The sequence below is a fragment of the Streptomyces hyderabadensis genome, assembly GCF_020404845.1.
GTDB lineage: Bacteria > Actinomycetota > Actinomycetes > Streptomycetales > Streptomycetaceae > Streptomyces > Streptomyces hyderabadensis.
In genome coordinates this window covers 373,496-392,519 of sequence record NZ_JAIOJZ010000001.1, presented here as the reverse complement: position 1 = coordinate 392,519, position 19,024 = coordinate 373,496, and the positions used below count along the sequence as shown (strand labels likewise).

Genomic DNA, 19,024 nt, shown 5'->3' with positions numbered 1-19,024 from the left:
ACTTCGGCGCCCGCGGCGCTCAGTCGGTCGCCGCGCCGCGGCGGTAGGACAGGACGGCGTACGCGCCGAAGGCCAGCAACCAGCCCGTCAGGACGAGAATGGCACCCCCGGGCGGCGCGTGCCCCGTGGCGACGGATGTGCCCAGCTGCGCGAAGCGGTTGGTCGGGGTGTACGCCGACACCGCGCGCAGCCACTCGGGGAACAGCGCCAGCGGGAACCACAGCCCGCCGAGCACCGCGAGACCCAGGTTGGCCACCATGTTCGCCACGCCCGTGGTCTGCCCGGTCAGCCGGTAGCCGTTGCCGAGCCCCAGCAGCGTGAAGGGCACCGACCCCAGCCACAGCAGCACCGCCAGCGCCGCCCACTGCCAGGCGTCCAGCCGTACGCCGTTGACCAGGCCGCCCGCGGCGAGCACGGCCGTGATCGCGGGCAGCACGGTGACCGAGGCGGTCAGGGCCCGGCCCACGACCACCTGGTGCGGTCGCATCGGGGTCACCCGCAACTGCCGCAGCCAGCCGACGGCACGGTCCTCGGCGACCCCGCCGCCGGTGTTGAGGGCGGAGCCGACCGCGCCGTACGCGGCCATGCCGACCATCGCGCCGGTCTTCCAGTCGCCCGCGTCGCCCCCGAGGTTGGTGAACAGCAGGTACATCAGCACCGGTACGGCGACACCGCCGACGACGAAACCGGGGTCGCGCAGTGTGCGGCGCGTTTCGAGGAGCAGGTAGTCCCTCATCGCACGCTCTCCTTCTCCGGCACCGGTGCCGTCGTCGTCAGGGCCAGGAACGCGTCGTCCAGGGACGCCGGGGCGACCTCCAGGCCGCGTATCGCGCCGAGCCGCGCGAGGGCGATCACGGTGGCGTCGGAGTCCTCGGTGCGCAGCAGCGCGCGGTCCCCGCGCACCTCCAGCGAGCGCACCCCGGGCAGCAGCGTGAGGTCCTCGGTGGGCCGTCCGGCCAGGTCGAAGGAGACGCGGCTGCCGCCCGCCGCCCGGCGCAGTTCGTCGCCGGTGCCGTCGGCGACGATCCGCCCCCGGTCGACGACCAGGATCCGGTCGGCGTGCGCCTCGGCCTCCTCCAGGTAGTGGGTGGAGAAGAGGACCGTGCTGCCACGCCCGGCGTACGCCCGCATCGACCGCCAGAAGGCGTGCCGCGCCTCCACGTCCAGGGCGGCCGTCGGTTCGTCCAGGACCAGCAGGTCGGGCCGGCCCGCCAGGGCGAGGGCGAACCGCACGCGCTGGAGCTGCCCGCCGGACAGCCGGTCCACCCGTCGCCCGGCCAACTGCGCGATCCCGGCCAGCTCCAGGGCCTGCCCGACGGGCATCGGCGCCGGATAGCGGCCGCCCACGAAGCCGACCAGCTCGGCCACGGTGACCCGGGGCACCGCCCGCGCCTCCTGGAGCATGGCGCCCACCCGGCCCGCGTGCACGGCACGCTCCGGAGGCCCGCCGAACAGCTCCACGGTGCCCGCGTCGGGCGGGCACAGGCCGAGCAGCAGCGCGATCGTCGTCGACTTGCCCGCGCCGTTGCGGCCGAGCAGCGCGACCGTCTCGCCGCGCTCGATGCGCAGGTCCACGCCGTCGACGGCGCGGACGTCGCCGTACGCCTTGGCCGCTCCGGCGAAGGCCACGGCGGGGGTGGCGCCCTGTGTCGGTGTCATACCGGTGACGCTACGGAGCCGGCGGGCAGGGGCGGCAGATGCGGTTGTCCGGAGATCGGGAGGACAAATGTCACGGGCGGCCCGCGTCCCGTACGGTCGGGGCTGTCGTGATCGTCGCCGTGACCGGGAGGAGCAGGGCCATGCCCATCGACGCAGCGGGCGCGCTCGGCGCCGCACCCCGGGTCCGGGAGATCGCCTGGGACCACAAGGACGTCCAGCTCTACCACCTCGGCATCGGCGCGGGCCGGCCCGCCACCGACCCGCGCGAGCTGCGCTACACCCTGGAGTCCCGGCTGCACGTCCTGCCGAGCTTCGCGACGGTGGCCGGGGGCGGCGCCCCGGGGGTGATCGCCACGCTGTCCGCGCCCGGCGTCGACGTCGACCTCGCCCACGTCCTGCACGCCGGGCAGCGGCTGCTCCTGCACCGGCCCGTCCCGGTGCGGGGCCGGGCCACCGCGACCGCCCGCGTCGTCGCCGCGTACGACAAGGGCACGGCGGCCGTCCTCGTGCTGCGCACCGAGGTCGGCGACGCCGACGGGCCGCTGTGGACCGACGAGGCCGAGGTCTTCGTACGCGGGGAAGGCGGCTGGGGCGGAGAGCGGGGCCCGTCCGGACGTCCCGCGCCCCCGCCCGCCGATCCGCCGGACCACGTCGTCGAGCGGGCCGTGCGGGAGGACCAGGCGCTGCTCTACCGGCTCTCCGGCGACTGGAACCCCCTGCACGCCGACCCGGAGTTCGCCGCGCGCGCCGGCTTCGACCGGCCCGTCCTGCACGGTCTGTGCACCTACGGCGCCACGCTCAAGACGGTCGTGGACACGCTGCTGGACGGGGACGTGACCCGGGTGCGGGCCTACCGCACGCGGTTCGCCGGGGTGGTGTACCCGGGGGAGACGCTGCGGGTGCGGATGTGGCGGCCCGCCGGGGCGGGGCGGTACGGGGCGGAGAGAGGCGGGACGGAGAGGGATGGGACGGAGAGCGGTGGGACGGGGGAGGTGCGGGTGACCGTGAGCGCCGTCGAGCGCGACGACGCGGCCGTCCTCGCCGACACGGTCGTCCGGTACGGGTGAACGACAACGGCCCCGTCCGCCGGATGCGACGAACGGGGCCGGAGCCGCTTGCTCTGCGAGTGCCTGTGCCGTCAGGCGGCCGTCTCGGACTCCTCGGCCGGCTTGCGGTGACGGCCCTTGGGAGTCGCCCCGTCCTCCTGGCTGGAGACCGGTCCACGGTGCTTGCCGTGTCCGGTGTCGGTCTCGGGAACGTCGGCACCGGCGGCCTGGATCGGCTGGGTCGTGCTGGCGTCGTTCATCGGAAGGAATTCACCCCGTCAACATGATCTTTCCTACAGCCGGGCGAGTCTAACCGGCACACCTCGGGCGGAATCCAGGCGGTCACGCCAACCGGCACTACTTCGTTACAAGCCGCGCCAGCGGGGCCTGTTGCAGCGGTACGGGGCGGGGTTGAGCGGAGGCGGGAGCGGTCGCCGGGCCGTCCGGCGCGACGGGTCCGGCGGGTGCGCCCGGAGCGGATTCCTCCGAAGCGGGTTCGTCCGGAACCGATCCCTGCGGAGCCGGTCCCTGCGGAGCCGATCCCTCTGGAGTCGCCTCTCCCGACTCCGCGGCGGGGGCGTCGGGTGCGGCCAGCCGGGCCAGGCCGCACGGCGACCGCGGCGTGGAGCACGGCAGCCGCAGCTCCCCGTCCGGGGTCCACAGTCCGGCGCCGGTCAACCAGCCCTCGGGCGCCGGAAGGTGCCGCACCTGCCGTTCGGCGGGCCGCCACACCCCGACCCAGCTGCCGAACGCGCCGTCCACCCGCAGCGCCACCGCACAGCGCTCCGGGGTCAGCACCTGCCCCGGCTGGACGGCGAACGGCGTCACGACGCAGTCCGGCAGCCGCAGGCACTCCGGGAAGCGCACCGGCAGCGTGCTGCCCAGCACGCCCCAGCCGAGCCGCTCCCGCCCCGGGGAGGGGGCGTCCGAGCGGATCAGCACCAGCCCGCTGTCCGGGTCGGCCAGCAGCAGCCGGTCGTCGCTGTCCGCGGCGATCTGCAGCAGCGGCGACACCTCGCCGTCCCGCCCCAGGTCCACCACGACCGCCTTGGTGCGCCCGCCGGTCTCCCGGTCCACCGCCAGTATCCGGCCGGTGCGGTCCAGCCAGACCCCGCCCGAGCAGCGGCCGGGGATCTCCGCCACCCGCTCGGGCCCGAAGGCGCCGCCCGCCACCTGCCACAGCACCGTCGACCGCGGACCGGCCGCGAGGGCGTACGCACGCTCGCCGCCCGGGGCCGGCGGCAGCAGCCGCAGTCCGGTGGCCTCCTCCGGGCACTCGACCGCGCCGAGCGGCAGCTCGCCGGTGCCGGGTCCGGTCGGGTACAGCAGCGCGAAGACGTGCCGGCCGGCCGCGACCCGGTGGACCAGGACCCGCCCGTCGCCCATCGGCTGCACCTCGGTGCCGGGCTCCTCGGGCTGGTTGCCCGGCAGCGGCACCGCGTACGGCTCGGGGCCGTCCAGGGTCCAGCGCTCCGGGTACCAGGCGTCGCCGCCCGGTCCGCCGCGGGCCAGGCGTGCGGCGTAGGCACCCTCCGCGGTGATGCTGCAGCCCGCCCGTGGACCCCCGCCGTTCCCGGGGTCCGCCGAAGGCTCGATAGCACAGGCCGTCATCGTTCGGTCACCTCCGGCGACGAAGCTAGTTTTCGTACGCACGGGCGGGGGACCGGCGACCGTCCCCATCACACATACGTGTGTCACAGGAACGATTCGCCTGAGGGAAGGGCACGCCATGTGCTGTGCCGGACCGTCCGGTCGCGGCGGCGGGCGGCGGGTACGTCCGCGGGTACACCGGCGCAGAACCTCCAGGTAGCCTTGCACGCGTGCCCCGTCTGTCAGAAGTCATCGCCGCGCTGGACGACCTGTGGCCCGCCGAGCGGGCCGAGTCCTGGGACGCGGTCGGCACCGTCGTGGGCGAGCCCGACCGGGAGGTCTCCCGGGTCCTGTTCGCCGTGGACCCCGTCCAGGAGATCGTCGACGAGGCGGTGAAGCTGGGCGCCGACCTGCTCGTCACCCATCACCCGCTGTACCTGCGCGGGACGACGACGGTCTCGGCGGCCACCTTCAAGGGCCGCGTCGTGCACACGCTCATCAAGAACGACATCGCCCTGCACGTGGCCCACACCAACGCCGACACCGCCGACCCGGGCGTCTCCGACGCGCTGGCCGGCGCCCTCGACCTGAACGTCGTACGGCCCCTGGTGCCGGACCCGGGCGACCCCGCCGGGCGCCGCGGCCTGGGCCGGGTGTGCGAGCTGCCGCATCCGCTGACCGTCCGGGAGCTGGCCGCCCGCGCCGCCGAGCGGCTGCCCGCCACGGCGCAGGGCATCCGCGTCGCGGGCGACCCGGAGGCGACCGTACGCACCGTCGCCGTCAGCGGCGGCTCCGGCGACAGCCTCTTCGACCACGTACGGGCGGCCGGCGTCGACGCCTTCCTGACCGCGGACCTCCGCCACCACCCGGTCTCGGAGGCCCGTGCCCACAGCCCCCTCGCGCTGCTCGACGCGGCGCACTGGGCCACCGAGTGGCCCTGGTGCGAGCTGGGCGCGGCCCAGCTCGACGAGATCTCCGACCGCAACGGCTGGGACCTCAGGGTCCACGTCTCGAAGACGGTCACCGACCCCTGGACCGCCCAGGTGGCGTCCGCCCCGACCTCTAGCGCAATGGGAGCCCCCAACTGAAAGCCGCGCCCGCCGACCAGATCCGACTCCTCGACGTCCAGGGCCTCGACACGCGGCTCCAGCAGCTCGCGCACAAGCGCCGGTCCCTGCCCGAGCACGCCGAGATCGAGTCGCTGACCAAGGACCACACCCAGCTGCGCGACCTGCTCGTGGCCGCGCAGACCGAGGAGAGCGACTGCGCCCGCGAGCAGACCAAGGCCGAGCAGGACGTGGACCAGGTGCGCCAGCGCGCCGGCCGCGACCAGCAGCGCCTGGACTCCGGCGCCGTCACCTCCCCGAAGGACCTGGAGAACCTCCAGCGCGAGATCGCCTCCCTCGCCAAGCGCCAGGGGGACCTCGAGGACGTCGTCCTGGAGGTGATGGAGCGCCGCGAGTCCGCGCAGGAGCGGGTCGCCGAACTGACCGAGCGGGTCGGCGCGGTCCAGGGCAAGATCGACGACGCCACCGCCCGGCGGGACGCGGCCGTCGAGGAGCTGGACGGCGAGGTGGCCTCGGTGACCAAGGAGCGCGAGGTCGTCGCGGGCTCCGTCCCCGACGACCTGCTGAAGCTCTACGACAAGCTGCGCGAGCAGCAGGGCGGGGTCGGCGCGGCCAAGCTGTACCAGCGCAGCTGCCAGGGATGCCGGCAGGAGCTGGCCATCACCGAGCTGAGCGAGATCCGCTCCACGGCCCCCGACACGGTCGTACGCTGCGAGAACTGCCGCCGCATCCTGGTGCGCACGGCCGACTCCGGGCTTTAGGGGCCCGGTCGGTGACTGATCGGTGGGAGATACGGTGACCGGTTCCGCGCGGGAGTTCGTCGTCGAGGCCGACGGGGGGTCGCGGGGCAACCCGGGGCCTGCGGGCTACGGCGCGGTGGTGCTGGACGCGGCGACGGGGGAGACCCTGCGGGAGGCCGCGGAGTACCTCGGCGTCGTCACGAACAACGTGGCCGAGTACCGGGGCCTGCTGGCCGGCCTGCGCGCGGCCAGGGAACTGGACCCGGACGCCACCGTGCGCGTCCGCATGGACTCCAAGCTCGTCGTCGAGCAGATGTCGGGCCGCTGGAAGATCAAGCACCCCGACATGAAGCCCCTGGCGACCGAGGCCGCCCGCGTCTTCCCGCCGGGCCGGGTGACGTACGAGTGGATCCCCCGCGCGGACAACAAACACGCCGACCGCCTGGCCAACGAGGCGATGGACGCGGGTGCTCGCGGCGAGCAGTGGTCGCCGGCCGCGTCGACGGCGGAACTGGACGCCGCCACTGCCACTGCCGCCACCGCCACCGCCGAGGCCGGTAGGCGGGCCGCCGACGCCGGTACGCGGGCCGCCGAGGCCGACGTGCGGGCCGCGAAGGCCGTGGCCTCGTCCGGTTGGGGGCCCGCCGACATGGGGGTGCCCGCCACCTTCGTCCTGCTGCGGCACGGGGAGACGCCGCTCACCCCGCAGAAGCGGTTCTCCGGGAGCGGCGGCACCGATCCGTCCCTGTCGCCCGTGGGCCGGGAGCAGGCCGAGAGGGTCGCCGAGAGCCTGGCCCGGCGCGGCACGATCGAGGCGGTCGTCGCCTCGCCCCTGGCCCGCACCCGCGAGACCGCCGGCATCGTCGCCGCCCGCCTGGGTCTGGAGGTGACGGTCGAGGAGGGGCTGCGCGAGACCGACTTCGGCGCGTGGGAGGGGCTCACCTTCGGCGAGGTGCGCGAACGGTACCCCGCCGACCTGGAGGCCTGGCTGGCCTCCCCGGACGCGGAACCGACCGGCGGCGGCGAGAGCTTCGCGGCCACCGGCGCCCGGATCGCCGCCACCCGCGACAAGCTCGTCGCGGCGTACGCGGGCCGCACGGTGCTGCTGGTCTCCCACGTCACGCCGATCAAGACGTTCCTGCGACTCGCCCTGGGCGCCCCGCCCGAGTCGCTGTTCCGGATGGAGCTGTCGGCGGCGTCGCTGTCGGCGGTGGCGTACTACGCGGACGGCGGCGCGAGCGTCCGGCTGTTCAACGAGACGTCCCACCTGCGCTGAGCCCGCCCGCGCCGAGCGCCGCCGCCTCGCGGGCCAGCGCCTCGACGCGCCCCCAGTCCCGCCCGGCCACCGCGTCCTTGGGCAGCATCCAACTGCCGCCGACGCAGCCGACGTTGGGCAGCGCCAGATACTCCGGCGCGGAGGCCGGGGAGATGCCGCCGGTCGGGCAGAAGCGCGCCTGGGGCAGCGGTGCGGCGAGCGCCTTGAGATAGGCGGTGCCGCCCGCGGCCTCGGCCGGGAAGAACTTCATCTCCCGCACCCCGCGCTCCAGCAGCGCCACCACCTCCGAGGTGGTCGACACCCCCGGCAGGAACGGCACCCCGGACGCCCGCATCGCCTCCAGCAGCGCCTCCGTCCACCCCGGGCTGACCAGGAACCGTGCCCCGGCCGCCACGACCTCGGCGACCTGCTCCGCCGTGACGACCGTGCCCGCGCCGACCACCGCGCCCGGCACCTCACCGGCGATGGCCCGGATCGCGTCGAGGGCGACCGGCGTCCGCAGCGTCACCTCGATCGCGGGCAGCCCGCCGGCGACGAGCGCCCTGGCGAGCGGCACGGCGTCGGCGAGGTCGTCGACGACCACGACGGGCACGACGGGCGCGAGATCCAGCACCGAGGCGGCGGGGGAGGAGGGCAGCGGAGAACTCATGCCCTCATCGTGCCGCCCAAACGCACTCCCTGCAATCACCGTTGCGCTGGATGCAACGACCGCCGTCGGCGGGTCAGTGAACCTCGTCCACGAGCACGTCCAGCGTCCACGGCCGCCCGGCCCTCGCGGGCGCCTCCGCCTCCACCTCGTACCCCAGCTCCCGCAGCGCCGCCACCAGCTCCGCCGGCCCCTCGGGCGCGGTGCCGGACGCCAGCAGGCTCCGTACGATCCGCCCCTTGGTCGCCTTGTTGAAGTGGCTGACCACCTTCCGGGTCGGCGCGTGCAGCACCCGCACGGTCGCCGTCCGCGCGGCGACCTCGCCCTTCGGCTTCCACGCCGCCGCGTACGCCGCCGACCGCAGGTCGAGCACCAGCCCGCTCCCGGCCGCCTCCGGCAGCACCTCGGCCATCGGCGCCCGCCAGTACCCGCCCAGCGCCCCGAGCCCCGGGAGCTTCACGCCCATCGAGCACCGGTAGGAGGGGATCCGGTCGGTCACCCGCACGGCACCCCACAACCCCGAGAACACCAGCAGCGACCTGGCCGCCCGCCGCTTGGCGGCGGCGTCCAGCGAGGCCAGGTCCAGGGCGTCGTACAGCACACCGGTGTAGATCTCCCCGGCCGGACGCGCCCCCGCCGTCAGCAGCTCCGCGTTCTTGGCGACCTCGCCGCGCAGGCCCTCGCTCAGCCCGAGCACCTCGCGCGCCTTCTCCTCGTCGCCCGCGCACAGCTCCACCAGCTCCCCGAGGACGGCCTCCCGGGCCGCGGTGAGCCCCGGCAGGGACAGCGACCCGGTCTTCAGCGGGGCGCCCCGGCCGGACGCGGCCTTCCCCTCGGACGGCGGCAGCAGGACAAGCACACGTACTCCTTCACTCACGAGCCACAGGCTCCCGATCAGGGTACGGCGTACCCCTGCCGCGCCTGCTCGACGGCCCGGACGAGCGCCCCGGGATCGTCGGCGTGGCAGCGCACCACCCGGACCTCGCGCCGCCGTCCGAAGAAGGAGACGTGGGCGACGGGCCCGGCCAGCTCGACGGTGACCGAGGTCTGGGACCCCACGGCGAGATCCAGCTCGCCGTCCGTCCGCTCGTGCGTCGCGCGCAGCTCGCGCCGGACGGAGGCGATCCGCTCCAGCGGTATCCGTACGTCCACGTGCACCGCCCGCCGGATCCGCAGCGTCCCCGCGGCCGGGTCCAGGACGTGCGGCCGGACCACGGACGCCGCGTGCAGCCCCACCACGATCACCACGGTGTACACGTCCAGCACCAGCACCACGTGATGGACGGCGGGCCAGTCCCGCAGCAGCACGGACATCGTCAGCGACTCGACGACGCACACGAAGGCGAACCCGGCCATCATCGCGCCCTGCCCCCGCGCGTACCCGAAGACCGATCCGCCGGCCACCGCGCCTTCGGTCCGCCGGGCCGCCCACAGCCACAGGCTCACCAGCAGCCGCAGCTCGTGCCGGACCAGGAGGAAGGGGACGGTGACGAAGGACGGGGCCGTGGCGAACCGGGCACCCCTCACGACCGCCGCCCCCGTGAGGCGAGGGCCAGCGCCTGCCGCACCGCCTCCGCCTGCCCCGGCGCGAAGTCGGCGTACATGGCGCGCAGGATGCCGTGCCCGGAGTCGAGGTCGACGTCCTCCGCGGGCAGCAGCTGCGCGGGGATGCACTCGGCCAGCGCCCGCGCCGCCCCGGGCACCCGGGGATCGTCGGCCCCGGCGTCCGCCAGCTCGTCCAGCAGTGCGTACGCCTGGTGGGCGCGCGCCACCGACTCCGGTGACTCGAACGCGTCGCGCAGCGCGGTCAGCAGCCCCTCCCGCTCCTCCGGGCCCGCCACGCTCTCCATGAACGCCAGCATCTCCCGGTCCCGCAGCGCCATCGGCGAGCCGGACACGTCCCCCATCCCGGCGAACAGCCCGGCCAGCTCCGGCGACACCGGCCCCTCGGTCGGCAGCCCGCCCTCCGTCTCCAGCAGTGCCCGCAACCGCGCCCGGCGCTCCCGGATCGCCGCCTCCTGCCGCGCGAGATCCGCGTCCAGCTCCTGAAGCACCTCGGCCAGGTCCTTCCCGGCCTCGTCCGCGAGCACATCCCGCACCTCCGCGAGACCGAGCCCCAGCTCGGTCAGCCGCCGGATCCGGGCCAGCACGACGACGTGCCGCAGGGTGTACGTCCGGTACCCGTTGGCCAGCCGTTCCGGCTCGGGCAGCAGGCCCTGGTGGTGGTAGTGCCGCACGGTCCGCGTGGTGACGCCGACGGCGTCGGCGAGTTCTCCGATCCGCATGGCCCCAGTAGAAACGTTGACGTTGCGACAGGGTCAAGCACGACGAGCCCGCCTTCCGGACAGGGGCCTCGTTCCTGTGCCACGATCGAGGGAACGGTTTCCGATCTCTCGGACAGGTGATCAGCCGATGTCCCAGTCTGGCGAGCGACCGAAGGAGGGGCGTGACATGACTGCCATGGCACACGAACCGATCACGCAGGACCTCTTGCTGGAGTGGTTTCTCGCCCTGGACACCCCGGAGGGGTTCCGGGCGGAGCTGATCGAAGGGGAGATCGTCGTGACACCGCCGCCGGATGGGGACCACGAGGATTACATTGAGCTGATCGTGGACCAGATGTACCGAGGTTCCGCGACCCGCATGCAGTTCTCCGGTAACAAGGGCCTCAAGCTGGAGAACGCCGACGGCCTCATGGCGGACCATATGATCCCCGACGGCACCTTTGCGCCCAGGAGGTCCAGGCTCTATCGGGGGGCCGAGCCCTGGATGTCTTGCGACGGTGTCTCACTGGTGCTGGAGGTGACTTCCAGCAAGCCCAGGGTCGACCGCGAGACCAAGCGCCGTGCATACGCGCGTGGCGGCGTTCCGTTCTACCTGCTCGTCGACCGTCAGGAGTCGTCGATCACGCTGTTCAGCGACCCGGGCCAGGACGACTACCAGCAGCACTGCACCGTCGCCTTCGGAAAGCCGCTGACCCTCCCCACCCCCTTCGCCTTCGACCTGGACACCACCGACTTCCTCTGATCCCGTAGGGGCAGGGGGGTGGTCGGCGATGGACGCACGAGGCGAGCAAGCACGCTGGACCAGGGCACGGCTGGGGACGGCCGGCCCGCCCCTCGACCTCCTCACGGCCCGCTTCGACCGGCACGTCTACGCCCCGCACGCCCACGACGAATACACGGTCGGCGTCACTGTCGGCGGCCTGGAGGTCATCGCCTACCGGGGCGGGCACATCCACTCCGGGCCGGGCTCCATCGTCGTCCTGGAACCGGGCGAGGTGCACACCGGCGGCCCCGCCGCCCCCGAGGGCTACTCGTACCGCGCCCTGTACGCGGCCCCGGGCCTCCTCACCGACGGCACCCGCACCGCCGCCCTCCCGCACTTCCGCGAACCCGTCCTCGACGACCCGGAACTCGCCGCCGCCCTGCGCGCCGCGCACACCGACCTGGCCCGCTGCCCCGACCCGCTGGAGGCGGAATCCCGCCTGCCCTGGCTGCTCACGGCGCTCGCCCGCCGCCACTCCACCGCCCGCGCGGGCGACGACACGGTCCCCGGCGCCGACCGCGTCGCCCGCCTCGTACGCGACCGCCTCGCCGACGAACTCCTCGCCCCGCCGTCCCTGGCGGCCCTCGCCACCGACTTCGGCCTGTCCCGCTACCAACTCCTGCGCGCCTTCCGTACGGCGACGGGGATGCCGCCGTACGCCTGGCTCGCCCAGCACCGGGTGGCCAGGGCGCGCGGGCTCCTGGACGCGGGCCTGCGCCCGGCTGAGGCGGCGGCGCTGGTGGGCTTCGCCGACCAGGCGCACCTGACCCGCTGGTTCCGCCGGGTCCTCGGCGTGACCCCGGCGGCGTACCGCAACAGCGTTCAAGACCGCGCGGGGTGAGGCGGCCGAGACTCCCCGCATGACTGCACGCGGCTGGTTCCTGTTCTCCCTGATGGGAGTGGTCTGGGGCGTCCCCTACTTGATGATCAAGGTGGCGGTGGACGAGGTGTCCCCGTCCGCAGTGGTGTTCGCGCGCTGCGCGCTCGGCGCGGCACTCCTGCTCCCCTTCGCCCTGCGCAAGGGAAACCTCTTCGGCACCGTACGGCGCCACTGGAAGCCGATGCTGGCCTTCGCCGTCATCGAGATCATCGGCCCCTGGTGGACCCTGACGGACGCCGAGCGGCACCTGTCCAGCTCCACCGCCGGGCTGCTGATCGCGGGCGTGCCGATCGTCGGCGTGCTCCTGGCCCGCTTCTTCGGCGCCGGGGAACGAGTCGGCGCCCGCCGCGTCACCGGCCTCGGCCTCGGCCTCGGGGGCGTCGCCGTCCTCACCGTGCCGCACCTCACCGGCGGCGACGCCCGTTCGCTGGCCGAGGTGCTGGTGACGGCCGTCGGCTACGCCACGGCCCCGCTGATCGCCGCCCGCCACCTCAAGGACGTCCCCACCCTCCAGCTCATCACCCCGTGCCTCACCCTGGCCGCCGTCGTCTACGCCCCCGCCGCCTTCCTGACCCGGCCCGCCACCCTCCCCTCCGGCGAGGCCCTGGCCGCCCTGGCCGGTCTCGGCGTCGTCTGCACGGCGATCGCCTTCGTGGCCTTCCTGGAGCTGATCAAGGAGGTCGGTCCGGTCCGCGCCGGCGTCATCACCTACGTCAACCCGGCGGTCGCCGTCGCCGCGGGTGCCCTCCTCCTGGGCGAGGACCTCACCCTCGGCATCGGCGCCGCCTTCACCCTGATCCTGGCCGGCTCGGTCCTCGCGACGTCCGCCGCCGGTCCGGGGCGGGAGGTCCGCCGGGTACCATGGTCGACACGGCAGACGAGCCGGGCGGGCGGCCGCGTGGAGTCCCTCACGGGACTTCCCGAGGAACGTCCGGGCTCCACAGGGCAGGGTGATGGCTAACGGCCACCCGGGGTGACCCGCGGGACAGTGCCACAGAAAGCAGACCGCCGGAGGCTTCGGCCCCCGGTAAGGGTGAAACGGTGGTGTAAGAGACCACCAGTGCCCAGGGCGACCTGGGCAGCTAGGTAAACCCCACCCGGAGCAAGGTCAAGAGGGGACGCCTCCTCGCAAGAAGGGGCGGCCCTGCGCGGACGACCGAGGGCTGCCCGCCCGAGTCCGCGGGTAGACCGCTGGAGGCCGGTGGCAACGCCGGCCCTAGATGGATGGCCGTCGCCGACGGGACCGCGAGGCCCCGTCGGAACAGAACCCGGCGTACAGCCCGACTCGTCTGCCGCCTCTGCCCCCGAGGGGGCGACCTGGTTTCGTGTGAGCCGGGCCGGGTCAGTCGTCGTGAGTCCTCGTGGGTCCGCGTCAGTCCTTGCGCCCCGTCGCCGCGACGGTGACACCGAGGCCGATCATCGTGAGGCCGCCGATTCCGCCGACCAGGGAGAGCCGCCGGGGTGAGCGGGCGAACCAGTCGCGGCCGGTCGCCGCGGCCAGCCCCCACACGCTGTCGCAGGCCACCGCGATGAGATTGAAGACCAGGCCCAGCACCAGCATCTGGACCACCACGTGTCCCTGGGCGCGGTCCACGAACTGGGGGAGCACGGCGGCGAAGAACACCATCGTCTTGGGGTTCGCCACCCCGACCGCGAACCCCTCCCACAGGGTGCGCAGCCCGCCGCGGTGCGCGCTCCCGTCCGCGCCGACCGCTGCCTGCAACGAACCCCGCTTCCGCCAGGCCCGTACGCCCAGGTACACCAAGTAGGCCGCGCCGACGAGCTTCAGCGCCGTGAAGACGAGCACCGAGCGTTCCACGACCGACCCGACACCGAGCGCCACGGCCACGACCAGCACATAGGCGCCCACCGTGTTCCCCACGACCGTGGTCAGAGCCGCCCGGCGTCCCTGGGCCAGCGCCCGCCCGATCACGAACAGCACGCTGGGCCCGGGGACCACGATCAGCAGGAACGACATCGCCGCGAAGGCGAGCAAGCGGTCGGAGGACAGCATGGCGCCCATCGAAGCATGGCCGGGCGCCGGGCCTCAGCCCCTTTTCCCGAGGCTCGTGGCCTGCCTCGCGCCACCCGGCCACGCCCTCACCCGACCCTCGGCATCACCCGCTCCGCGATCAGCCGCAGCTGGGTGTTCACGTCCGCCGCCTCCGTGAGGTCCCGTCCAGTGAACGCCCGTACCAGAGCGCGGTCGGTGATGGCGCAGATCATGTGGTTGACGCCGCTGGGGGCGATGTCCCGGGCGATCTTCTCCCGGCACTCCTCGGGCGTGCCCGCGACCGAGAGGCGGTCGGCGATCTCCGGGGTGGTGAGTTCGATGCCGCGGGCCAGGTCGCCGGCGGCGATCGCGTCGACGACCGGCTTCAGTTCCGCCGGGTCGACGCCGTTGCGGCGCAGTTGTTCCTCGGGCATGGAGGAGGCGTAGATGCCGACCATGCTGCGTGCCGCCTCCTTGGCGACCGCCGAGTCGGGGCCGGTGGCGAAGACCACCCAGGCGCCGATGTCCAGCGAGCGCCAGTCCTTGCCGGCCCGCTCCGCGCCCGCCCTGATGTGCCGCACCGCGTAGTCGTAGGCCTCGCGGGTGTAGCTCAGGGCGTGGTGGCAGCCGTCCGACAACTCCCCGGCCGCCTCGAAGGACTTGGGCCCGCGCATCGCGCCGAGCTTCAGCGGCAGGCGGTCCTGGACCGGGCGGGCGAAGGTGAACAGGCCGTCGTAGGAGAAGAACTCGCCCTCGTGCGTGATCGCGCCCTCGTCCAGGAACGTGCGCATCACGTGCAGGGCCTCCTTGACCCGGGACAGCGGCCTGGTGCGGGCCCAGTCGATGCGGTACTGGGCCAGCAGGCCGAAGTTGCCGCTGGACAGGACGCCTTCGGCGCGGCCGCCGGAGAGTTCGTCGAGCGTGGCGAGGGCCTGGGCGATCAGGGTCGGCTCGCGCAGCGTCACCGGGGAGACGCTGGGGCCCAGGCGGATGCGGTCGGTGCGGCCGGCCGCCGCGGCGAAGAGGAGCCACAGGTCCTTGTGCCAGGTCTCGTCGGCGGCGTAACAGGCGTGGAACCCGAGTTCGTCGGCGAGCCGGATCGACTCCAGGGACTCGGCCAGCGGGTAGTCCGGGAGCATCGCGTAGCTGAACTTCACGAGCGCCAACCTCCGTTGTGGGGAACGGTGCTCTGCCTCCACCGAGGATGTGAGGTCGGGGAGCGACTGTCCAGGGCGCAGGGCGCTTCGAAAGTTTCGAATCTACCCGTCCGGCTTTCTGTTCGGCCTGGTGGGGTGGCTGTGGGGGATGTGCGCCGGATTTGGAGTCAAGGGGAGTGGTCTGCGGTTTCGTGCCTCTCATGGCTCGATCTCGTGTCACGAAGGTTTCGAAATAATTACCGAAACTGTTGACGCTTGATGGGTGCAGGTCAACACTGTCGCCGTTGTCCGAACCCGCAGGAGAGGAACACCCCCCATGAACCTGCTCGTTCCACAGAGGCGTCGCAGACGCGGTCCCGTCACCCTGCTCGTCCGGAGCGCCTGGGCCGTCGCCCTCGCCGCGCTCGCCGCGCTGATGCTGCCGGGCACCGCCCAGGCCGACACGGTCGTCACGACCAATCAGGAGGGCACCAACAACGGCTACTACTACTCGTTCTGGACCGACAGCCAGGGCACCGTCTCCATGAACATGGGCTCCGGCGGTCAGTACAGCACCTCGTGGCGCAACACCGGCAACTTCGTCGCGGGGAAGGGCTGGAGCAACGGCGGGCGCAGGACCGTGCAGTACTCGGGCAGCTTCAACCCGTCCGGCAACGCGTACCTGGCGCTCTACGGGTGGACCTCGAACCCGCTCGTCGAGTACTACATCGTCGACAACTGGGGCACCTACCGGCCCACGGGCGAGTTCAAGGGCACCGTCACCAGCGACGGCGGCACCTACGACATCTACAAGACGACGCGGTACAACGCCCCCTCCGTCGAGGGCACCCGCACCTTCGACCAGTACTGGAGCGTGCGGCAGTCGAAGCGGACCGGCGGCACCATCACCACCGGCAACCACTTCGACGCGTGGGCGCGGGCCGGGATGCCGCTCGGCAGCTTCAGCTACTACATGATCATGGCCACCGAGGGCTACCAGAGCAGCGGCAGCTCCAACATCAACGTCGGGGGCACCGGTGGCGGTGGCGGCGGCGGTGGCGGCGGCAACGGGGGTGGCTGTGCCGCGACGCTGTCCGCCGGAGAGAAGTGGGGGGATCGGTACAACCTTAACGTCTCCGTGAGTGGTGCCAGTGACTGGACGGTGACGATGAACGTGCCGTCACCGGCGAAGGTCATGTCGACCTGGAACGTCAACGCGAGCTACCCGAGCGCGCAGACGCTGACCGCCAAGTCCAACGGCAGCGGCAACAACTGGGGTGCCACCATCCAGGCCAACGGTAACTGGACCTGGCCGAGCGTGTCCTGCAGCGCGGGCTGACCCGGCCCCGACCGGCCCGCACTCGTGACCGACTCCCACGGGTGCGGGCCTCCGCGCGCGCTCATGTGCCCAGCGACCGTCCCGCCACCCGCGTCAGGTGCCGGGCGAACACCTCCCGGGCCTCGGGTGTCAGGGTCCGCAGCGCCACCATCGCCGTGATCACGACGTCGCACAGCTCCGCCTCCACGTCGTCCCAGGTGTGGGTGACGCCCTTGCGCGGGTTCTGGCCGGTCGCGCCGATCACCGCCTCGGCGACCTCGCCGACCTCCTCGGACAGCTTCAGCATGCGCAGCAGCAGGCCCTCCCGGCCGCCGACGGGCTGGTCCGCCTGCAGCCACTTCCACAGGTCGTCGATCGTGTTCCAGAGGTCGGCTCGGGCGCCGTCAGGGTGGTCGCTCATGGGGAGCAGCGTGCCATGGTCCCGGTCCCCGCGGCCGTCACTCGAACAGCGGCTCCTGCTGCCCCTCCGCCGCCCTGCGCAGCCGCCTGTTCCGCGCACCCACGACCACCGTCGTGGCCGCCGCCGTCACCGCGAAGGCGGCGGGGACCATCCAGTTCCGGTTGACCGCGTGGCCGAGGGCGTGGTCCAGGGAGAGGCGGCCGGGGCCCGAGACGGCGAGGCCCGCGGCGGTCAGGCCGAGGGAGGCCGCGTACTCGTAGCCGCCGGCCTGGGCGAAGAAGCCGTTCGGGGCGTGCACCGCCGCGGCGCCCGCCATCGCGCCGGCCGCCGCCGCGCCCGCGGCCGGGGTGGCCAGGCCCAGCGCCAGCAGCGTCCCGCCGCCCGCCTCGGCGAGGCCCGCCGCGGTGGCGCTGGCCCGGCCGGGTGCGTAGCCCATGGCCTCCATCGCCCGGCCGGTCTCCCCGAGGCCGCCGCCGCCGAACCAGCCGAGCAGTTTCTGCGCGCCGTGCGCGGCCAGGACGCCGCCGGTACCCAGGCGGAGCAGCAGCAGCCCCACATCACGCCGGTCACAGCACTTCACTTCGACTCCTCGCGGACAGGGGCGGCTCATCTGTCCACCGTCGCCCCTCGACGGCCTCCGGGCCCGTCACGGGGCGCCGTTCGGGTGGTGGCCGGTGGGGTGCAGGGGAGTGGGTGCGGTGGGTGCAGGCCGGTGGGTACAGGGGAGCGGGTGTGGTGGTGGCGGGTGGGGGCAGGGCGGGGGGGGTTCCGGTGGCGGGGGTGCGGAGCCGGTGTGACGCTGCGGCCATGACGATTCAGACCACGCGACTCAGCGACCCGGCCGTCCGCGCCTTCGTCGCCGCCGTCAACGCCCACGACCGCGAGGCCTTCCAGGAGCTGCTCGCACCGGACGCCACCATGGCCGACGACGGGGACGACCGGGACCTCGACCAGTGGATCGACCGGGAGATCTTCTCCTCCAACGGCCACATGGAGGTCGAGAACGAGTCGAACGGCGGGCGCGCCCTCATCGCCCGCTACCGCAACGACACCTGGGGCGAGATGCGCACCCGCTGGGACTTCACCGTGGACGAGGAGGGCCGGATCGCCCGCTTCGAGACCGGGCAGGCGTAACCGGGAAACGGTGCGGCAGCCGTTCCGTCCACCGGCGTGCGCCGGTGCGGCGGAACGGCTGCCGCCTCCCCCCTCGGGATGGCCCTTGGAGCGTCGTGGAGTGCCTTGCAGAGGCGCCTCGTGGGTGCCTGCGGGGCGCCTCGTGGGGTGCCTTGTGGAAGGCCAACGCTTCGAGTGTGAAGTTCTGGTGAAGGAGATTTGAGCATACGTCCTTCACCAGCCGCAATACTGCGGACCTTGAAATTCCGATTGTGTGAATCAGCTCAGCCGCGCCCCACGTACGGCATCGCCGTCGCCATGACGGTCGCGAACTGCACGTTGGCCTCCAGGGGCAGTTCCGCCATGTGCCGCACCGTGCGCGCCACGTCGGCGACGTCCATCACCGGCTCGGGTGCCGTCTCCCCGTTGGCCTGGAGCGCGCCGGTCTGCATGCCGGCCGTCATCTCGGTCGCCGCGTTGCCGATGTCGATCTGGCCGACCGCGATGCCGTAGGGACGGCCGTCCAGCGAGAGCGACTTGGTCAGGCCCGTCAGCGCGTGCTTGGTCGCCGTGTACGCCACCGAGTGCGGGCGCGGCGTGTGCGCCGAGATCGATCCGTTGTTGATGATCCGCCCGCCCTGCGGGTCCTGCTCCTTCATCTGCCGGTACGCCGCCTGCGCGCACAGGAACGCCCCGTTGAGGTTGGTGTCCACCACGTGCCGCCAGGCCTCGTAGGGCAGTTCCTCGACCGGCACGCCGCCGGGGCCGAACGTCCCCGCGTTGTTGAACAGCAGGTCCAGTCGTCCGAACCGGTCGCGCACGGCGCCGAACAGGGCCGCCACGTCCTCGGGGCGCGACACGTCGGCGCGGACGGTGAGCGCCGTGCCGCCTCCGGACGGTGCCGCCGCGGCCGTCTGTGCCAGGGGCTCCGGCCGGCGGCCGGCCAGGGCCACCGACCAGCCGGCGGTGAGCAGTTCGACGGCTACCGCCCGGCCGATGCCGGATCCGGCGCCCGTGACGACGGCGACCTTCCGTGCGCCGGCGGGTTCCTCGTCGGTGGTTCTCGCGGTGTTCATGAGTCCGCAGCGTAC

General features: G+C 73.4%; 21 protein-coding genes, 1 other RNA gene and 1 pseudogene. 10 read left to right on the top strand and 13 right to left on the bottom strand.

All coding sequences use genetic code 11. The annotated features are described in order from the left end of the window. Window positions 1–19: 19 nt before the first annotated feature. Together K7854_RS01800 and K7854_RS01795 are read right to left on the bottom strand one after the other, a co-directional pair. On the bottom strand, window positions 20–736 hold the full coding sequence (locus K7854_RS01800; protein ID WP_226024541.1) for an ABC transporter permease: 717 nt from the start codon (window positions 734–736) through the stop codon (window positions 20–22). After that, the gene (locus K7854_RS01795; protein ID WP_226024540.1) at window positions 733–1,659 is read right to left on the bottom strand and encodes an ABC transporter ATP-binding protein; all 927 of its coding nucleotides are present in this window, start codon (window positions 1,657–1,659) and stop codon (window positions 733–735) included. The genes K7854_RS01800 and K7854_RS01795 overlap by 4 nt, the downstream gene beginning before the upstream one ends. A gap of 140 nt (window positions 1,660–1,799) precedes the next feature. On the opposite strand from K7854_RS01795, the gene K7854_RS01790 reads away from it, so the two are divergent. After that, window positions 1,800–2,726 carry a MaoC/PaaZ C-terminal domain-containing protein gene (locus K7854_RS01790; protein ID WP_226024539.1) on the top strand — a complete coding sequence of 309 codons (927 nt, stop codon included), beginning with the start codon at window positions 1,800–1,802 and terminating at the stop codon, window positions 2,724–2,726. Between the two features lie 71 nt (window positions 2,727–2,797). On the opposite strand, the gene K7854_RS01785 is transcribed toward K7854_RS01790, so the two are convergent. Together K7854_RS01785 and K7854_RS01780 are read right to left on the bottom strand one after the other, a co-directional pair. Further along, entirely contained in the window at window positions 2,798–2,965 is a 168-nt protein-coding gene (locus tag K7854_RS01785) for a hypothetical protein (protein ID WP_226024538.1), read from the bottom strand. Between the two features lie 97 nt (window positions 2,966–3,062). Next, window positions 3,063–4,316 (bottom strand): hypothetical protein, encoded by a 1,254-nt coding sequence (locus K7854_RS01780; RefSeq protein ID WP_226024537.1) that lies wholly within the window; start codon window positions 4,314–4,316, stop codon window positions 3,063–3,065. A 209-nt stretch (window positions 4,317–4,525) separates the two neighbouring features. Here K7854_RS01780 and K7854_RS01775 point away from each other — a divergent pair, with 209 nt between their 5' ends. The 3 genes from K7854_RS01775 to K7854_RS01765 are packed head-to-tail and all read left to right on the top strand — an operon-like array spanning window position 4,526 to window position 7,378. Further along, window positions 4,526–5,383 (top strand): Nif3-like dinuclear metal center hexameric protein, encoded by an 858-nt coding sequence (locus tag K7854_RS01775; RefSeq protein WP_226024536.1) that lies wholly within the window; start codon window positions 4,526–4,528, stop codon window positions 5,381–5,383. Continuing rightward, the gene (locus tag K7854_RS37650) at window positions 5,380–6,123 is read left to right on the top strand and encodes a zinc ribbon domain-containing protein (RefSeq protein WP_308112522.1); all 744 of its coding nucleotides are present in this window, start codon (window positions 5,380–5,382) and stop codon (window positions 6,121–6,123) included. The genes K7854_RS01775 and K7854_RS37650 overlap by 4 nt, the downstream gene beginning before the upstream one ends. 34 nt (window positions 6,124–6,157) lie before the next feature. Further along, entirely contained in the window at window positions 6,158–7,378 is a 1,221-nt protein-coding gene (locus tag K7854_RS01765) for a bifunctional RNase H/acid phosphatase (RefSeq protein WP_226024534.1), read from the top strand. On the opposite strand, the gene eda is transcribed toward K7854_RS01765, so the two are convergent. From eda to K7854_RS01745, 4 genes are all read right to left on the bottom strand, one after another. Then, window positions 7,353–8,027, bottom strand: coding sequence for a bifunctional 4-hydroxy-2-oxoglutarate aldolase/2-dehydro-3-deoxy-phosphogluconate aldolase (gene eda / locus K7854_RS01760; protein WP_226024533.1), 675 nt, complete (start codon window positions 8,025–8,027; stop codon window positions 7,353–7,355). The two genes, K7854_RS01765 and eda, sit on opposite strands and share 26 nt — an antisense overlap. A 73-nt stretch (window positions 8,028–8,100) precedes the next feature. Next, a complete protein-coding gene (gene yaaA, locus K7854_RS01755) occupies window positions 8,101–8,883 on the bottom strand; it encodes a peroxide stress protein YaaA (RefSeq protein ID WP_226024532.1) in 783 nt (260 codons plus the stop codon). A 35-nt stretch (window positions 8,884–8,918) separates the two neighbouring features. Beyond that, entirely contained in the window at window positions 8,919–9,551 is a 633-nt protein-coding gene (locus K7854_RS01750; RefSeq protein WP_226024531.1) for a hypothetical protein, read from the bottom strand. Beyond that, on the bottom strand, window positions 9,548–10,309 hold the full coding sequence (locus K7854_RS01745; protein ID WP_226024530.1) for a MerR family transcriptional regulator: 762 nt from the start codon (window positions 10,307–10,309) through the stop codon (window positions 9,548–9,550). Before K7854_RS01745 ends, K7854_RS01750 begins: the two co-directional genes overlap by 4 nt. 175 nt (window positions 10,310–10,484) lie before the next feature. Here K7854_RS01745 and K7854_RS01740 point away from each other — a divergent pair, with 175 nt between their 5' ends. The 4 genes and pseudogenes from K7854_RS01740 to rnpB all read left to right on the top strand — a co-directional run bounded on the left by K7854_RS01740 (window position 10,485) and on the right by rnpB (window position 13,244). Continuing rightward, window positions 10,485–11,051 carry a Uma2 family endonuclease gene (locus K7854_RS01740; RefSeq protein WP_226024640.1) on the top strand — a complete coding sequence of 189 codons (567 nt, stop codon included), beginning with the start codon at window positions 10,485–10,487 and terminating at the stop codon, window positions 11,049–11,051. A gap of 28 nt (window positions 11,052–11,079) precedes the next feature. Continuing rightward, window positions 11,080–11,913 carry an AraC family transcriptional regulator gene (locus K7854_RS01735; protein ID WP_226024529.1) on the top strand — a complete coding sequence of 278 codons (834 nt, stop codon included), beginning with the start codon at window positions 11,080–11,082 and terminating at the stop codon, window positions 11,911–11,913. A gap of 19 nt (window positions 11,914–11,932) precedes the next feature. Next, window positions 11,933–12,760 (top strand): annotated as a pseudogene (locus K7854_RS37780) (DMT family transporter); the annotation flags it as partial. 70 nt (window positions 12,761–12,830) lie between these two features. After that, an RNA gene (gene rnpB, locus K7854_RS01725) (RNase P RNA component class A) lies at window positions 12,831–13,244 on the top strand. 80 nt (window positions 13,245–13,324) lie between these two features. Here rnpB and K7854_RS01720 read toward each other — a convergent pair. Together K7854_RS01720 and K7854_RS01715 are read right to left on the bottom strand one after the other, a co-directional pair. Further along, window positions 13,325–13,966: a LysE family translocator gene (locus K7854_RS01720; protein WP_226024528.1), complete on the bottom strand. Its 642-nt coding sequence runs from the start codon at window positions 13,964–13,966 to the stop codon at window positions 13,325–13,327. A gap of 86 nt (window positions 13,967–14,052) precedes the next feature. After that, window positions 14,053–15,102 carry an LLM class flavin-dependent oxidoreductase gene (locus K7854_RS01715; protein ID WP_226024527.1) on the bottom strand — a complete coding sequence of 350 codons (1,050 nt, stop codon included), beginning with the start codon at window positions 15,100–15,102 and terminating at the stop codon, window positions 14,053–14,055. Between the two features lie 316 nt (window positions 15,103–15,418). Here K7854_RS01715 and xynA point away from each other — a divergent pair, with 316 nt between their 5' ends. Continuing rightward, window positions 15,419–16,420: an endo-1,4-beta-xylanase XynA gene (gene xynA / locus K7854_RS01710; RefSeq protein WP_226024526.1), complete on the top strand. Its 1,002-nt coding sequence runs from the start codon at window positions 15,419–15,421 to the stop codon at window positions 16,418–16,420. Window positions 16,421–16,481: 61 nt separating this feature from the next. Here xynA and K7854_RS01705 read toward each other — a convergent pair whose 3' ends face one another. Continuing rightward, on the bottom strand, window positions 16,482–16,820 hold the full coding sequence (locus K7854_RS01705; protein WP_226024525.1) for a MazG-like family protein: 339 nt from the start codon (window positions 16,818–16,820) through the stop codon (window positions 16,482–16,484). Between the two features lie 37 nt (window positions 16,821–16,857). Continuing rightward, window positions 16,858–17,400 carry a DoxX family protein gene (locus K7854_RS01700; protein ID WP_226024524.1) on the bottom strand — a complete coding sequence of 181 codons (543 nt, stop codon included), beginning with the start codon at window positions 17,398–17,400 and terminating at the stop codon, window positions 16,858–16,860. Window positions 17,401–17,627: 227 nt separating this feature from the next. Here K7854_RS01700 and K7854_RS01695 point away from each other — a divergent pair, with 227 nt between their 5' ends. Then, window positions 17,628–17,954 (top strand): nuclear transport factor 2-like protein, encoded by a 327-nt coding sequence (locus K7854_RS01695; protein WP_226024523.1) that lies wholly within the window; start codon window positions 17,628–17,630, stop codon window positions 17,952–17,954. Between the two features lie 263 nt (window positions 17,955–18,217). Here K7854_RS01695 and K7854_RS01690 read toward each other — a convergent pair whose 3' ends face one another. Then, window positions 18,218–19,009: an SDR family oxidoreductase gene (locus K7854_RS01690; RefSeq protein ID WP_226024522.1), complete on the bottom strand. Its 792-nt coding sequence runs from the start codon at window positions 19,007–19,009 to the stop codon at window positions 18,218–18,220. Window positions 19,010–19,024 lie beyond the last annotated feature (15 nt).

Excerpts from the sequence above, each read along its gene's own strand:
- K7854_RS01800 (WP_226024541.1), bottom strand. The coding sequence starts at position 736 with ATGAGGGACTACCTGCTCCTCGAAACGCGCCGCACACTGCGCGACCCC.
- K7854_RS01795 (WP_226024540.1), bottom strand. The coding sequence starts at position 1,659 with ATGACACCGACACAGGGCGCCACCCCCGCCGTGGCCTTCGCCGGAGCG.
- K7854_RS01790 (WP_226024539.1), top strand. The coding sequence starts at position 1,800 with ATGCCCATCGACGCAGCGGGCGCGCTCGGCGCCGCACCCCGGGTCCGG.
- K7854_RS01785 (WP_226024538.1), bottom strand. The coding sequence starts at position 2,965 with ATGAACGACGCCAGCACGACCCAGCCGATCCAGGCCGCCGGTGCCGAC.
- K7854_RS01780 (WP_226024537.1), bottom strand. The coding sequence starts at position 4,316 with ATGACGGCCTGTGCTATCGAGCCTTCGGCGGACCCCGGGAACGGCGGG.
- eda (WP_226024533.1), bottom strand. The coding sequence starts at position 8,027 with ATGAGTTCTCCGCTGCCCTCCTCCCCCGCCGCCTCGGTGCTGGATCTC.
- K7854_RS01745 (WP_226024530.1), bottom strand. The coding sequence starts at position 10,309 with ATGCGGATCGGAGAACTCGCCGACGCCGTCGGCGTCACCACGCGGACC.
- K7854_RS01740 (WP_226024640.1), top strand. The coding sequence starts at position 10,485 with ATGGCACACGAACCGATCACGCAGGACCTCTTGCTGGAGTGGTTTCTC.
- K7854_RS01735 (WP_226024529.1), top strand. The coding sequence starts at position 11,080 with ATGGACGCACGAGGCGAGCAAGCACGCTGGACCAGGGCACGGCTGGGG.
- K7854_RS01720 (WP_226024528.1), bottom strand. The coding sequence starts at position 13,966 with ATGCTGTCCTCCGACCGCTTGCTCGCCTTCGCGGCGATGTCGTTCCTG.
- xynA (WP_226024526.1), top strand. The coding sequence starts at position 15,419 with ATGAACCTGCTCGTTCCACAGAGGCGTCGCAGACGCGGTCCCGTCACC.
- K7854_RS01705 (WP_226024525.1), bottom strand. The coding sequence starts at position 16,820 with ATGAGCGACCACCCTGACGGCGCCCGAGCCGACCTCTGGAACACGATC.
- K7854_RS01695 (WP_226024523.1), top strand. The coding sequence starts at position 17,628 with ATGACGATTCAGACCACGCGACTCAGCGACCCGGCCGTCCGCGCCTTC.
- K7854_RS01690 (WP_226024522.1), bottom strand. The coding sequence starts at position 19,009 with ATGAACACCGCGAGAACCACCGACGAGGAACCCGCCGGCGCACGGAAG.